Source organism: Propionivibrio sp., from assembly GCF_049316945.1.
GTDB lineage: Bacteria > Pseudomonadota > Gammaproteobacteria > Burkholderiales > Rhodocyclaceae > Propionivibrio.
The window spans coordinates 1-13062 of the sequence record NZ_JBMOJE010000070.1; the positions used below are offsets into that span (position 1 = coordinate 1).

15 protein-coding genes and 1 pseudogene are annotated in these 13062 nt (G+C 60.9%); 11 read left to right on the forward strand and 5 right to left on the reverse strand.

Features of this window, described 5'->3' with window-relative positions:
• The 5 genes and pseudogenes from ACOYNV_RS15755 to ACOYNV_RS15775 all read right to left on the reverse strand — a co-directional run.
• Nucleotides 1-262: pseudogene (locus ACOYNV_RS15755) on the reverse strand (hypothetical protein); the annotation flags it as partial.
• A 604-nt stretch (nucleotides 263-866) separates the two neighbouring features.
• Nucleotides 867-2069, reverse strand: coding sequence for an ABC transporter permease (locus tag ACOYNV_RS15760; RefSeq protein WP_422900772.1), 1203 nt, complete (start codon nucleotides 2067-2069; stop codon nucleotides 867-869).
• A 208-nt stretch (nucleotides 2070-2277) separates the two neighbouring features.
• Complete coding sequence (locus tag ACOYNV_RS15765; RefSeq protein WP_422900773.1) at nucleotides 2278-3486, reverse strand: ABC transporter permease; 1209 nt, start codon at nucleotides 3484-3486, stop codon at nucleotides 2278-2280.
• Between the two features lie 112 nt (nucleotides 3487-3598).
• On the reverse strand, nucleotides 3599-4279 hold the full coding sequence (locus ACOYNV_RS15770; protein ID WP_422900745.1) for an ABC transporter ATP-binding protein: 681 nt from the start codon (nucleotides 4277-4279) through the stop codon (nucleotides 3599-3601).
• Nucleotides 4280-4403: 124 nt separating this feature from the next.
• Nucleotides 4404-5573, reverse strand: a complete 1170-nt coding sequence (locus ACOYNV_RS15775; RefSeq protein ID WP_422900774.1) for an efflux RND transporter periplasmic adaptor subunit — start codon at nucleotides 5571-5573, stop codon at nucleotides 4404-4406.
• Nucleotides 5574-5736: 163 nt separating this feature from the next.
• On the opposite strand from ACOYNV_RS15775, the gene ACOYNV_RS15780 reads away from it, so the two are divergent.
• From ACOYNV_RS15780 to thpR, 11 genes are all read left to right on the forward strand, one after another.
• Complete coding sequence (locus ACOYNV_RS15780) at nucleotides 5737-6138, forward strand: hypothetical protein (protein WP_422900746.1); 402 nt, start codon at nucleotides 5737-5739, stop codon at nucleotides 6136-6138.
• A gap of 56 nt (nucleotides 6139-6194) precedes the next feature.
• A complete protein-coding gene (locus ACOYNV_RS15785; RefSeq protein ID WP_422900747.1) occupies nucleotides 6195-6572 on the forward strand; it encodes a type II toxin-antitoxin system RelE/ParE family toxin in 378 nt (125 codons plus the stop codon).
• Nucleotides 6553-6885 (forward strand): helix-turn-helix domain-containing protein, encoded by a 333-nt coding sequence (locus ACOYNV_RS15790; protein ID WP_422900748.1) that lies wholly within the window; start codon nucleotides 6553-6555, stop codon nucleotides 6883-6885. The genes ACOYNV_RS15785 and ACOYNV_RS15790 overlap by 20 nt, the downstream gene beginning before the upstream one ends.
• A 224-nt stretch (nucleotides 6886-7109) precedes the next feature.
• Nucleotides 7110-8378 carry a PP2C family protein-serine/threonine phosphatase gene (locus tag ACOYNV_RS15795; protein ID WP_422900749.1) on the forward strand — a complete coding sequence of 423 codons (1269 nt, stop codon included), beginning with the start codon at nucleotides 7110-7112 and terminating at the stop codon, nucleotides 8376-8378.
• Nucleotides 8378-8788: an ATP-binding protein gene (locus ACOYNV_RS15800; protein WP_422900750.1), complete on the forward strand. Its 411-nt coding sequence runs from the start codon at nucleotides 8378-8380 to the stop codon at nucleotides 8786-8788. The genes ACOYNV_RS15795 and ACOYNV_RS15800 overlap by 1 nt, the downstream gene beginning before the upstream one ends.
• Nucleotides 8789-8798: 10 nt before the next feature.
• Complete coding sequence (locus ACOYNV_RS15805; RefSeq protein WP_422900751.1) at nucleotides 8799-9128, forward strand: STAS domain-containing protein; 330 nt, start codon at nucleotides 8799-8801, stop codon at nucleotides 9126-9128.
• Complete coding sequence (locus tag ACOYNV_RS15810) at nucleotides 9094-9921, forward strand: MlaE family ABC transporter permease (protein ID WP_422900752.1); 828 nt, start codon at nucleotides 9094-9096, stop codon at nucleotides 9919-9921. Before ACOYNV_RS15805 ends, ACOYNV_RS15810 begins: the two co-directional genes overlap by 35 nt.
• Nucleotides 9922-10722 carry an ABC transporter ATP-binding protein gene (locus ACOYNV_RS15815; RefSeq protein ID WP_422900753.1) on the forward strand — a complete coding sequence of 267 codons (801 nt, stop codon included), beginning with the start codon at nucleotides 9922-9924 and terminating at the stop codon, nucleotides 10720-10722.
• 27 nt (nucleotides 10723-10749) lie between these two features.
• Complete coding sequence (locus ACOYNV_RS15820; protein WP_422900754.1) at nucleotides 10750-11634, forward strand: MlaD family protein; 885 nt, start codon at nucleotides 10750-10752, stop codon at nucleotides 11632-11634.
• Complete coding sequence (locus ACOYNV_RS15825) at nucleotides 11631-12212, forward strand: ABC-type transport auxiliary lipoprotein family protein (RefSeq protein ID WP_422900755.1); 582 nt, start codon at nucleotides 11631-11633, stop codon at nucleotides 12210-12212. Before ACOYNV_RS15820 ends, ACOYNV_RS15825 begins: the two co-directional genes overlap by 4 nt.
• Before the next feature lie 196 nt (nucleotides 12213-12408).
• Entirely contained in the window at nucleotides 12409-12990 is a 582-nt protein-coding gene (gene thpR / locus ACOYNV_RS15830; RefSeq protein ID WP_422900756.1) for an RNA 2',3'-cyclic phosphodiesterase, read from the forward strand.
• Nucleotides 12991-13062: the final 72 nt, after the last annotated feature.

Genomic DNA, 13062 nt, shown 5'->3' on the forward strand with positions numbered 1-13062 from the left:
GAAGGGTCACCGCGCAACCAGCTGAATCTATTCGATTTTTAACCGGACAGTAGTGACCCGCTTCAATCATTTCGAAATCCACGCCATCCACGCCCGCCGCTCCCTTGTTGGCTTTGCAGCTTCGGTAGGCATACTCAAGAATGTCGCGTCGATAGATCTTGTCGTACAGCAGATAAAACCGATACCCAGGGTTTTCCTTCGCTTTGGTATGTAACGCCGTCCGTAGTCTCTGTACCGTTTCCGGAGTTTGCAGGTTGCCCAATCTCCCGTCCTTTCCACTTGCTGCGTTGATCTTGAACCAAGGCCCCTTCCCTCCACCGGCATTACCCGGTTTCAGCGGTACTACGGGCCTATCCGCCACCCTGCCTCGCCCAGCCTGTCCCTCACGGGCGTCCGGTTGGCCTCACGTGTGACCACGTGACAGGGTTTCCCGTGTTGCGTCTGTCTTCTTCTTCCATGCATGCTGTCACCATTACCCCGGCGGAATCACAGGCTGCGCTTTCCGTTCTCTTCACCTGTGACGGCGGCCTTCCCCGTAATCCAGCCGGGTCGGCTTCCGCATTGAACTTTTCGAGGCCTGCTCAGTGTTCACTCGCATTACGGCCTGCATGTTCGCCAAGTTCCTTAAAGAACCCTCTACACCAGAGGCTTCAGCCGCTTCGTTACCTCCACGACTGCTCTAGTTGCTACCGGTCGGAACGAAAATTACCGGGCGGGATTCGCACCCGCTGGAAGACAGCTCCTTGGCACGGCGCACTGAATAGGCGGTCTACGCCATTGCCACCTGAAGAGCACCGTAGATTCTTGCTCTCCGAGCATCCCATCTGTAGATGACCAGTGCACGCGCCAGCGCCTGAATCGCATTCTCACTCCGCCCGCAACGCTTCCACCGGGTCGAGCCGAGCCGCGCGCCGCGCCGGGAGCACGCCGGCCAGCAGGCCGATGGCGATGGCGATGATCTCGGCGAAAATCACGAAGGTAATCGGAGTCTTTACCGGCAGCGCCGGCACCAGTAGATGAATCAACTGCGCCAGGCTGAAGCCGAGTATTAGGCCGACGATACCGCCGATTGCGGAAAGCGCCACCGCCTCGCCGAGAAACAGGCCGAGGATGGTGTTGCGCGGCGCACCGAGCGCCACCAGCAGGCCGATCTCGCCGGTGCGTTCGCTGACGGCGATGGTCATGATGGTGACGATGCCGACGCCGCCGACCAGCAGCGAAATGCTGCCCAGCGCGCCGACCGCCATGGTCAGGATGTCGAGGATGTTGGACAGCGTGCGCAGCATGTCTTCCTGCGTGGTGATGGTGAAGTCTTCGCGGCCGTGGCGGGCCTTGAGCGTGGCGATGATCGCTGCGCTGATGCGGGCCGCCGGGATGCCTTCTTCGTAGGAGAGGTCGATCTTCATCATGCCGTCGCGGTTGTAGAGTTCGAGCGCCCGCGCCGTCGGGATGTAGGCCGAGTCGTCGAGGTCGATGCCGAGAAACTGGCCTTTCGCTTCGAGCACGCCGATCACGCGAAATTGCAGGTTGCCCACCGTGAGGCGTGCGCCCAGCGCGTTTTCTGCACCGAAAAGTTCGCTCTTGAGCTTGGCGCCGAGGACGACGAAGGCGCGCGCGCTTTCCGATTCCTCCGGCGGCAGAAACTGCCCACTGCCCATCTTCAGGCTGTATACCTTGAGCATGTCGGGGGTCACGCCATTGATCGTGGTGCGCCGTAGCCGGCCGTTGCCCTTGACTTCGGTATTGCCCCAGACGATGGCCGACATCCCGGTAATGTGCGGCAGGTGTCGCAGCGCCCGGGCGTCGTCGAGGGTGAGCGGGCGCACCGAAGTCGGGATGCCGGTCGGTGCCGGGCCGGAGGTCTTGACCTTGCCCGGCGCGACGCTGACCAGATTGGTGCCGAATTGAGTGAATTCGGTCAGCACAAAGCGATGGATGCCCTCGCCAATAGAGGTCAGCAAGATCACCGCGGCAATGCCGACGGCGATGCCGAGCAGCGTCAGGAAACTGCGCAGCCGGTGCGCGGTAATGGCGCGCAGAGCAAGGTGGATGGAATCGGCGGGGCGGATCATGATTGACGAGTGATGTGTTGTGGAGAATAAAGGTGCGTGCGAAAGCCCTCACCGCGCTGCCGCGCACCCTCTCCCGCAGGAGAGGGCTTCGGTCTCTGGGCGCGCGCTGTGGTTTTCTCCCTCTCCCTCTCCCGCGGGAGAGGGTCGGGGTGAGGGCTCAGCGGAGCAGGGTCCATTTGTCGTGTTGATTCTTGTTGAAGGTGGGTTAGCGCTTCGCCAACGATTGCACCGGATCAAGCCGGGCCGCCTGCCTCGCCGGCAGCACGCCGAACAGGATGCCGGTGAACAGCGCGGTGCCGAGTCCGGCGAATACGGCCCAGTCGGGCGGGTAGGCGGGGAAGGCCGGGTAGATCTGGCGGATGAGGGCCGCCGCGCCTTGCCCGAGCAGATAGCCGAGCACCGCACCGGCCAGCGAGAGCATCGCCGCCTCGGTGAGAAACGCCGCGCGGATCGTCGCGCCGGTGGCGCCGAGCGCTTTGAGCAGGCCGATTTCAGAGGTGCGCTGGGCGACCGAAACGAGCATCACGTTCATCACCAGAATGCCGGCCACGGCCAGGCTGATTGCGGCGATGCCGGCCACGCCCAGAGTCAGCGTGCCGAGCAGTTTGTCGAAGGTGGCGAGCACTGCATCCTGGGTGATCACCGTTACATCCTCCTCGCCCTCATGGCGCAGTTTGATGATTTCCGTTACCTGCGTCTTGGCCAGTTCAATCGACTCGCGACTGCTGGCTTCGACGAGGATGCGGAACAGCGTGTTGCTGTTGAACATGGCCTGCGCCAGAGAAACCGGGACGATCACCAGTTCGTCGGTATTCATGCCCAGGCCCTGGCCGGTCGAGGCCATCACGCCTACTATGCGGAAGCGCCGGTCGCCGACACGGATCAACTGGCCGAGCGCTGGTTCGGCGCCGAACAGCTCGTCGCGCACCTTGGCGCCGATCACCGCTTCCGCCGCGCCGCGCCGCCAGTCACCCTCGGGCAGAAAGCGCCCCTGCGCCAGCACCAGACGGCGCACCTCGAGGAATTGCGCATTGGTACCGGCCACCATTACTTCGCGCAGTTTGCCGCCGTAACTGATCTCCGACGTGCCGATGGCCAGTGGCGCCACGCGATGCACGGCGCTGGCGCGCAACAGCGCCTGCGCGTCATCGATGGTCAGGTCGCGCGGCGTGCTGGTGATGGCGTTGCCAGGATTGAAACCGCCAGTCTGCGAGCGGCCGGGCAGAACGATGACAAGATTGGTGCCGAGCGAGGAAAACTGGCTGATTACGTAACGCCGGGCACCGTCGCCCAGCGCCGTGAGCACCACCACGGCGGCCACGCCGATGGCCATCGCCAGGACCAGCAGCGCGGTGCGCAACGGGTTGCCGGTGGCGGCATCGCGGGCGAAACGGATCAGGTCGGGGGCGCGCATTTTTCTCAACGTCCCCCGCAAAGGCGCAAAGGAGCAAAGAAGTACCCGCAAAGGTTTGATTTTCTTTGCGTAACCTTTGCCCCTTTGCGCCTTTGCGGTGGACGTTTGGTTTTCATTTCGAATCATGCCTCAGCTCGCCGTCTTCCATCAGCAACTGCCTCCGGGCGCGGGCGCCGAGGGCGGTGTCGTGGGTGACGACAATCAGCGTGACGCCGTGCTGGTTAAGTTCTTCAAGGAGGCGCATGACCTCCTCGCCGGTGGAGCGGTCGAGGTTACCGGTCGGCTCGTCGGCGAGGATCATCGCCGGTTGCATGATCGTGGCGCGGGCGATGGCCACGCGCTGGCGCTGGCCGCCGGAAAGCTGATCCGGCCGGTGGCTGGCGCGATTGGTGAGGCCGTAATCCTTGAGTGCCTGTTCGACTCGTTTGTCGCGCTGTGCCGGTTCGATGCCGGCCAGCGTCATCGGCAGGGCGATGTTTTCGGCGGCGCTCAGGCGCGGCACCAGATGGAAGCTCTGGAAGACGAAGCCGATCCGTTCGCTGCGCACGCGCGCCTGTTCCTCAAGCGACAGCGTGGTCACGTCGCGGCCTTCCAGTCGATAGGTGCCGGTATTCGGGTGGTCGAGCAGGCCGAGCAGATTGAGCAGCGTCGACTTGCCGGAGCCGGACGGCCCCATCACCGCGACGTATTCCCCGGCCGCGATGCTCAGTTCAAGATGCCGCAAGGCATGCACCTCGCTGTCGCCAAGATAGAAAATTCGCTCGATGCCGGACAGTTCGATCAGTGCGGGCATGAAGCAGATTCCGAAAGTCCACCGCAGAGCCGCAAAGGCGCAGAGGCAACGCAGAGAAAAGCAAGATTTTCTCTGCGTTGCTTTTCTCTGCGCCTCCGCGCCTCTGCGGTAGGGTTGGTATTACTCATTTTCTATCCGGCTTCATTTCGACGACGTAGGCGGCGCCGGCCTTGACGCCGACGCGTTCGAGCGAGGTGACGACGCGCTCACCGGCAGCGAGTCCTTCCAGCACTTCGGTGAACTCCCAATTAGCCAGCCCGGTCTTGACCTTGCGTTCTTCGAGCTTGTCGTCCGCCCCGGCTACCAGCACCCGGCCACCTTCGAGCAGCGCCGAGGTGGGAACGCGCACCACGTCGTCGCGCACGGCGAGGATCACTTCGATGTCGGCGCTGTAGCCGACCAGCAGTTTGCCGGGTGCTTCGGGGTTGTCGAAGTTGGCTTCGATGTCGACCGTGCGCGCCTGCTTTTCGACTGCCGAAACATAGGGCGCAACGCGCTTGACCGTTCCCGGGAAGGATTGCCTGGGCAGCGCATCGAGGCTGATGCGCACCGGCTGGCCGATCTGGATTTTCGGCGCGTCAACTTCATCCATCGGCGCCTTGACGTAAAGACAGGAGTCGTCGATCAGGTCGATGGCCGGCGGCGTCTGCACGCCAGGCGGCGAAGGTGTCGAGTACTCGCCGATCTCGCCGACGATCTTGGCGATGGTGCCGTCGAACGGCGCGTAGAGAATGGTCCGCCCCTGCTCGACGCGGGTGGCAGCAACCTTGGCCTGGAACTGCGCGACATCGGCCTTGCTTGCTTCGCAACCGGCACGCTTGGCCTGCGCCTCGGTGCGCGCCGATTCCTCGCGCGAGCTGGAAACAAAACCGCGTGCGCGCAGCGAGGACTGACGCTCGGCCTCACGTTCGGCGTTGGTGGCCTGCGCGCAGGCTTCGTTCACCCGCTGCCGGGCGGTGCTCACCTGCGCCATGGCCAGCGTGCTTTGCGCCTGCTGGTCGTCGTTCCACAGCTTCATCAGCAACTGGCCCTTCTTCACGCGGTCGCCTTCCTTGACCGCCAGCACCTCGATGCGGCCGCCCATGATGGTCGACAGCTTGGTGCGCTGGCAGGCTTCAATGGTGCCGGCGCGGGTGTTGGCAATGCTCGACTCCACCTTGCCGCGATCAATTTCCTTGACCACCACGAAAATCGGCTTCGGCCGGCCGATCCACCAAACGGCGGCGATGATGACCAGCAGGAGGGCGATGGCAATCAGCAGGCGGCGAAATGGTCTGGAAGTCAAAGGCGACATGGCGGAATAGGTGGCGTTAAGCAACACGCGAAATCAAAGAGAGGGCATGGTCGGGCAAAACGCCCGGACTGGCAAGGGCAGCCTTCGGCATAGCCGCTAGCGCTACACCTGTGATACGGTCTGAGCAGGCTGGATTATCCACGATCTTCAGAAAGGTTTGTATATGCCAATACCGTGGCTGGTGGTGCTGCAAAGTGTTCCCTGGGTTGAGGTCATGAGCAATGCGCCCAAGGTCGCCGAAGGTGCGAAGAAATTGTGGAAGGCCATCGCCAGGAAGTCGCCTCCGGCGGAGGCGGAAGCTCCAATTGCCGAGCCGGATCTTTCGCCAGAGGACCAGAGCATCGCCACTCTCCAGGCAAGACTTGCTGCCGTAGAGGCCTCGGCGGCTGATCTGCACGATCAAATGCTCGCCTCGTCAGAACTCATCAAGGCGCTCGCTGAGCAGAACACTCAGCTAATCAATCGCATTGAGGCGAATCGTGTTCGCGTCCTCTGGTTGGCTGGATTCGCCGCGTGTATCGCCGTCATCTCCGTCGTCGGCCTGGTCCTGGCGCTTGCCCGCTAGTGCAGACAGAGTCATGCCTATCTTGCTGAATATACCATTACAAGTATAATCCGGGCATGGCCGACAAAGACAAGCCGCTTGACTGGATCGGGAGCAGTCACAAGAATCTGTTGGCATTCCCGAGCGAAGTGCGGCGCTTCTTCGGTTTCGCGTTATCTCTGGGTCAAGCTGGTGATAAACACGACGCAGCGAAGGTGCTCAAGGGCTTCGGTGGTGCCGGCGTTCTTGAGGTGGTCGAAGACGATGCGGGCGGGACGGATCGGGCGGTATATACGGTGAAGTTCGATGAGGCGGTGTTTGTTCTGCATTGCTTCCAGAAAAAGAGCAAGCGCGGAATCGCTACGCCGAAAGAGGATATGGACATCATTCGCGCCAGGCTAAAGATCGCCGAGGCGCTTGCAAAGGAGCTTCGAAATGAAAAAACGGCTCATTGACGGAATCGAAGTGCAGCGCAGTTCGGGCAACGTTTATGCCGATCTCGGCCTGCCTGACGCAGAAAAGCTCAAGATCAAGACCGGGCTGGTCGTCGAGATCAGGAAGGCCATGCTTAGTCTTGGACTGACGCAACAAGAGGCAGCAAAGCGCATGGGTATTACGCAGCCGAAGGTGTCCGAAATGATGCGCGGCAACTTCTCCAATCTATCCGAGCGCAAGTTGATGGATTGCTTGAATCGACTGGGCTACGACATTGAAATCAAGGTAAAGCCGGCCTCGGAGCCTGTCGGGCATTTGCGGCTGGCCGCCTGAGAGCCTGTGAAAAATTCATTTCAGCCTAATCTCCCCACTCGTCACCCCGGCGAAGGCCGGGGTCCAGTTCGTCTATCTGATTGTTTTTATGAATATCAGAGGTACGCACTGGATTCCGGCCTTCGCCGGAATGAGCGCAAAGCCTGGCCTCGGGCCACGGTCTTGGATGCTTGTGCCAATTAATTCACAGCCCCTGATTCCCTCATTCATCGGAGCTTCCCTCAGTGACCATCGAACACGCCAAACAACTGGTCGATAGCGGCGCCAATCCCCGGCTGACGGGCGATATGGAAATGCTGCTGGCGATCAGCCAGGACTTCGTGGGAACTCCAGCGATGAGCGAAACGCTGGCCAACGCGATTCGCCAGATCATGGTTTACATGGATACCGAAGCGGCTTCCATCTTCCTGCTCGATGCGGCAAACGAGAAGTTGACCTGCCTGGCCTGCGCCGGGCCGGTTTCCATCGAAGGGCTGACCATCGCCAGGAATCAGGGAATTGTCGGGCGCGCGCTGTCAGATAATTGCGTGCAGATGGTGCGCGACGTGTCGGCCGACGGGGACTTCAGCACCGCCGTCGATGACAGTACCGGCTTTACTACCCGCTCCATCCTGTGCGCGCCCTTGGTGGTCAAGGGGCGCATGCTGGGTGCGCTGGAGGTAATCAACAAGCGCAAGGGCGACGGGCTTTTCGACCTTGCCGACAAGCAGTTTCTGCAGGTGCTGGCGGGCATGGTTTCGCTGGCCGTGCACAACGCACAGATGACCGAGGCGCTGGTCGAGCAGGAGCGCATGCGGCGCGAACTCGATCTGGCGCGCGAGATCCAGCGTGATCTGCTGCCGGATCTGCCGGCGGTCGATTTCCCGGTACAGGGGCTGAACCTGTCGGCAATGGAGGTTTCCGGCGACTTTTACGATTTCTTCACGCTGGCCGACGGACGCATCGCCTGGGGGCTGGGCGATGTTTCAGGCAAAGGCATGAATGCGGCGATGCTGATGGCCAAGACGATCAGCCTGTTCCGCTGTCTGGGCAAGACGGTGCACGACTCCGCGCTGCTGCTGGCCATGCTCAACGACGAGATTGTCGAAACCGCCAGCCGCGGGATGTTCGTCACCATGGCCGCCGGCATATTCGACCCGGTCAGTGGCGAAGTCGTGTTTGCCAACGCCGGGCACCAGCCGCCGCTCTACCGCACCCCGGAGGGCGTTTATTGCGAACTTGAAGAATCCTCGCCGCCGCTCGGCATCGTGCCCGGCATGGAGTACACCGAGCAGTCCCTGATACTTGATGGCGGTCGGCTGTACATCTTTACCGATGGTGTCACCGAGGGGCGGGCGGAAGACGGCAAGATGCTCGAGCTTGGCGGCCTGCAGGCGCTGCTCGACAAACATGCCGCGCTGCCGCCAATAGCTCAACTGACGCACGTGGCCGAAGCGCTGGTCCGCCCCGGTATACGCCTGCACGACGACCTGACGTTGCTGGTGATCGGTTGATGGCGGCGTTGCTCGATCAGGTTTTCCCGGCCAGCACCGAAGCCTTGTCGGCTGTGCGCGCGGCGTTGCGCGATGTCTGCCAGCGTGCAGCTTGCGGCGAAGAATGCAGCGAGCAGTTGGTGCTGGCAATCAACGAGGCGTGCATGAATGTCATTCAGCACGGATACCAGTTCGCCGAAGGGCATGATTTCACCTTGAAAATACGCGTTGATAATGGGGTTTTTGTGGCGCATTTGCTGGATAATGGCGTGCCCGCGACGGACGCGGATTTGTGCCCGAGGGAACTGGACGAATTGCGCCCAGGCGGGTTGGGAGTTCATTTCATGCGCGAATTGATGGACGGCGTGGCCTACCAGCCGGCGCCGCAAGGTTTTACCAACTGCCTGCAATTGACCAAGCGGATTTATTGAGGGAAGCCCAGTGGAAATTCAGATCGAAGACCGACCGCCGTACAAGGTTGTTCGCCTTTCCGGCGATGTTGACCTGCACTCCTCGCCCAAGGCGCGCGAGGCCATCCTGGATTGCCTGAAGCAGAAGAAGCCGCTGCTGGTCGAACTCTCGGCGGTCATCTACATGGATAGCTCCGGCGTGGCCAGCCTGGTCGAGGGCTATCAGACGGCCAAAAAACAGGGGCTGGAGTTCGGTCTGGTGGCGGTGGCACAGTCGGCGATGAACGTGCTCAAGCTGGCGCGTCTCGACAAGGTGTTCCCGATCCATGCGTCGCTTGAGGAGCACCTGGCGGGTGTTTGATCCGCTGCTTTCCTTCGTCGCCAATATTGGTCAGCGCAGCCTGCAATCGGTCAGGGAGGTCGGCTATCATGCCGCCTTGCTGGTTGAGGCTTTTTATTGGCTACTGCTCGGTCGCTGGCGCCGGCAGCCGGTGCGCCTGGCGGCGATCTTCAAGGAGGCGGTCGGCGTTGGTGTAAACGCCATCCCGATTATCGCTCTGGCTTCGTTCGCCGTCGGCATGATGCTGGCCATCCAGGGTATTTACACGCTGCGTACTTTTGGTGCGGAAGGACAGGTGGTGCTTGGCATCTCGCTGTCGGTGACACGTGAATTCGCGCCGCTGATTACCGGGATATTCGTTGCTGGACGTTCCGGTTCGGCGATTGCAGCGCGCATCGGCACCATGCAGATTTCGCAGGAAATCGACGCGCTGCGCGTGATCGGCATCAACCCGGTGCGCTATCTGGTGGCGCCGCTGCTCGCCGCCATGCTGCTGACCCTGCCGGCACTGACCATCATGTCCGACCTGATCGCGCTGTTCGGCGGAGCGCTCTATTGCGCCGGCGAATTGAGCCTGCCGATGGGGATTTTCTTCCAGCGCACCTTCGAAGTGCTGGTCGCCGAAGACGTGCTGCATGGTGTACTCAAGAGCTTCATCTTTGCCGTGATCATCACCCTGATCGGCGCCGCCAACGGTTTTAACGTGAGCGCCGGGGCTGAAGGCGTCGGGCAGGCGACAACGCGCTCGGTGGTGCTCGGCAGCATCGGCATCATTCTCGCCGACATGGTTTTCACCTTTCTGACGAGCCGCTGAATGAACGCCCCCGATCTCGCCATCAACGTCACTGGTCTGGTGACCCATTACGGGACGCGCAAGATTCTTGACGGCATCAGCTTTCAGGCGCGCCAGGGCGAGATCATGGTCATCATGGGTGGTAGCGGTTCGGGCAAGAGCACATTGCTGCGCCATCTGCTCGGCCTGCATCAGCCGACCTCGGGCAGCATCAAGTTGCTCGGCAAGGACATCACCAAACTAAGTTCCGACGAGATTTACGACCTGCGCAAGAACATGGGCGTGGCCTTTCAGGGCGGCGCGCTGTTCAATTCGATGACCGTCGGCGAGAACGTCGAATTGCCGCTGCGCGAACATACCAAGCTTGACGAGAATACCATCCGCATCATGAGTCGCATGAAGCTGGAGGTGGTCAATCTGGCCGGTTTTGAGAACCTGATGCCCTCCGAGCTGTCGGGCGGCATGATCAAGCGGGCAGCCTTGGCGCGCGCCATCGTCATGGACCCGCGCCTGCTGTTTTTCGACGAGCCTTCGGCCGGGCTTGATCCGGTGGTTTCGGCCGAACTTGACGAACTGATCCTGATGCTGCGCGACGCAATGAACATGACGATTGTGGTGGTCACACACGAACTGGAGAGCGCCTTCAAAATCGCCGATCGCATCACCGTGCTCGATCAGGGACGCATCCTGATGTCGGATACAGTCGCCACCGTGCGTGCCAGCGACAATGAGCGCATCCAGTCGTTGCTCAACCGCACGCCGAGAAACGAAGCCATCAACCCCGATGAGTACATGGAACGACTCACTCGGGAGATTTTCTGACCATGAGGTTTTCAGGATGAATGCACGATGAAGCGCGACAACGTCAATTACCTGCTGGTCGGCAGCTTCGTGCTGCTGATGGCCGCCGTGCTGCTCTACTCGCTGTACCGGATTACCGGGCACCGTGCCAAGGGCGATGTCTATTTCACGCATTTCCCCAATGTGGCCGGCATCAAAGTAGGGACGGTGGTGACCTACGAGGGCTTCGAAGTAGGCAATGTCGCCGAGGTCGATCCGGTGGTGCGCGACAATCACACCGCCTATCGCGTCACGCTCAATATGCGCAAACCAGTGAAGATTCCGGTCGATAGCCGTGCCGTGATCGCCACGCCGGGAATGCTCAGTGCGCCGCTGGTCGAGATCAAGGAAGGCAATGGCCAGGACATCCTGGCGGCGGGCGGTGATATTCCTGGCAGCAGCAACCCGACCATGATGGAGTCGGTGGGCGCGCTGGCCTCCGATCTCGGCAAGATTACCGAAACCAGCATCAAGCCGCTGCTCGCCCAGATCAACCAGAACGTGACGCCGGCGATGGCCGACATGCGCTCGACCATCGAGCGCATCAACCGCACGGCAGGGCGCATCGATGCCTTGTTCAGCGACGAGAATGTGAAGCACTGGAACCGGGTGATGGCCAACAGCGATGGCGCTTCGGCCAACGCGCTCAAGCTGTCGACCGATCTTTCCGGCGTGCGCATCGAGGTCGAAGGGCTGGTCAAGGATTCGCGCGGGATCGTCAACAGCAGCGGCAAGGATCTGAAGGACTCGTTGCGCCGCGTCGATGCAACGCTTTACCAGCTTGAATCGGCCGGACGCAACCTCAACGAATTTTCTCGCCACATCCGCGAGAATCCGGCCGCGCTGATCCAGAGCCGTCCGCCAACCGATGCCGCCGCAGGAGCCGCGCAATGAACCGAGCAATCAACCGACTCGCCACACTCACCAGTTTTTGCCTGCTGCTGGCCGCCTGCGGCAATGTGCCGCCGGCACCGACCGACCGTTTCTACCGCCTGCAGCCAGTGAGCGTTTCTGTTGCAACCAAGGCGCTGCCCGGCGCCATTAACGTGCAACCCTTCCGCGCCGACAGCCTGTATGCCGAACGTCCGATCATCTACGCTGAAGAAGCCAGCCTGCGCCAGTTGCGCCAGTACCACTATCACCTGTGGCTGTATCCGCCGGCGCAGATGGTGCACGACAATTTCGTCGCCAGTCTGGGTAACTCGTTTGATCTGGCCGGTGGCAGCAAGGCGCCGAATATGCTCTACGGTCGCGTTCTCAACTTTGAGCGTGTGGTTTCTGGCAAGAACAGCAAGGCCGTGGTGGCACTCGAACTGCGTTTGGAAAACGGTGGGAAAATGCTGCTGAACAAGACTTATCAGGCGGAGCAGTTGGCCGGTGGCGAGTCGCTGGATGCCTTTGCGGTGGCGATGGAGCAGGCGCTGGGGAAGATCTACGCCGAGTTTCTGGGCGACGTGGCGCGTAGCCGATAGTTTTTGTGATGCTCTGGAGAGCCCGTAGATAGGCGATCACGGCATTGCATGCCTGAAGATGCGCATGGATAGTGCGTTGCAAGACACCTGCCTTGTAGAACGCCATTCGACGGTGCTGGCAGACAGTACCCAAGCCTCAAAGTAGACATTCATTATTTGGGAGCGCCATGAAGTTCTCTGACGGAAAACAAGAAGGATGATGTGGGAACGGCCAGAGTTTTTTGCCCTGTGTCCGGATGAGCCTTGCGCAGACCTTTTGCACGCTCTTGCCGAGAGCCTCGCGGCCAGCTTGGGCGGCAAAGCTACGCTGAAGGAAACGCTGCATCTGACCCTGGCTTTTGTCGGCAATGTGAACGAAAACAAATTACCTGATTTGCTTGAGATGGCGAGCGAGGTGGCGGAAGAGATCAAGCGAATGAAGCCAGACCCGCTGAAGGCTGGTTCATTGCTGCTGGATCGCCTGGCTTGCTGGAAGCACAACCGGATTCTGTGGATCGGCAGCGATCATTTCCCATCGGTGCCTGAAGCCCTGGCCGAACACCTCGCCGGGAAGTTGAGAGCGCGGGGCTACATCCTGTCGGAGCGGCCGTTTGCTCCGCACATTACGCTCGTACGCAAGCTGAAAGCCGTACCGGAAGCGGCTGAACTCGATGCGCTGAAAATCGGGGCAATCCAATGGCCATATAACGCCTTCGTCCTGCTCCGATCCAGACTCTCCAGCCTCGGCCCGGCTTATGAACGGCTGGGGACCTGGGAACTGGAAAAGAATTCAAACTAGACAATCACTGAAAAACCTGGCGATGTCTTACCTGTACTCAGTCGCTTGCCTTGAAATCCTGAAGTGGCTGGG

What these genes read in the sequence shown, in the direction of transcription:
- ACOYNV_RS15765 (WP_422900773.1), bottom strand. Translation starts at nt 3,486, where the DNA reads ATGCGCGCCCCCGACCTGATCCGTTTCGCCCGCGATGCCGCCACCGGC.
- ACOYNV_RS15770 (WP_422900745.1), bottom strand. Translation starts at nt 4,279, where the DNA reads ATGCCCGCACTGATCGAACTGTCCGGCATCGAGCGAATTTTCTATCTT.
- ACOYNV_RS15775 (WP_422900774.1), bottom strand. Translation starts at nt 5,573, where the DNA reads ATGTCGCCTTTGACTTCCAGACCATTTCGCCGCCTGCTGATTGCCATC.
- ACOYNV_RS15780 (WP_422900746.1), top strand. Translation starts at nt 5,737, where the DNA reads ATGCCAATACCGTGGCTGGTGGTGCTGCAAAGTGTTCCCTGGGTTGAG.
- ACOYNV_RS15785 (WP_422900747.1), top strand. Translation starts at nt 6,195, where the DNA reads ATGGCCGACAAAGACAAGCCGCTTGACTGGATCGGGAGCAGTCACAAG.
- ACOYNV_RS15790 (WP_422900748.1), top strand. Translation starts at nt 6,553, where the DNA reads ATGAAAAAACGGCTCATTGACGGAATCGAAGTGCAGCGCAGTTCGGGC.
- ACOYNV_RS15800 (WP_422900750.1), top strand. Translation starts at nt 8,378, where the DNA reads ATGGCGGCGTTGCTCGATCAGGTTTTCCCGGCCAGCACCGAAGCCTTG.
- ACOYNV_RS15810 (WP_422900752.1), top strand. Translation starts at nt 9,094, where the DNA reads ATGCGTCGCTTGAGGAGCACCTGGCGGGTGTTTGATCCGCTGCTTTCC.
- ACOYNV_RS15815 (WP_422900753.1), top strand. Translation starts at nt 9,922, where the DNA reads ATGAACGCCCCCGATCTCGCCATCAACGTCACTGGTCTGGTGACCCAT.
- ACOYNV_RS15820 (WP_422900754.1), top strand. Translation starts at nt 10,750, where the DNA reads ATGAAGCGCGACAACGTCAATTACCTGCTGGTCGGCAGCTTCGTGCTG.
- ACOYNV_RS15825 (WP_422900755.1), top strand. Translation starts at nt 11,631, where the DNA reads ATGAACCGAGCAATCAACCGACTCGCCACACTCACCAGTTTTTGCCTG.
- thpR (WP_422900756.1), top strand. Translation starts at nt 12,409, where the DNA reads ATGATGTGGGAACGGCCAGAGTTTTTTGCCCTGTGTCCGGATGAGCCT.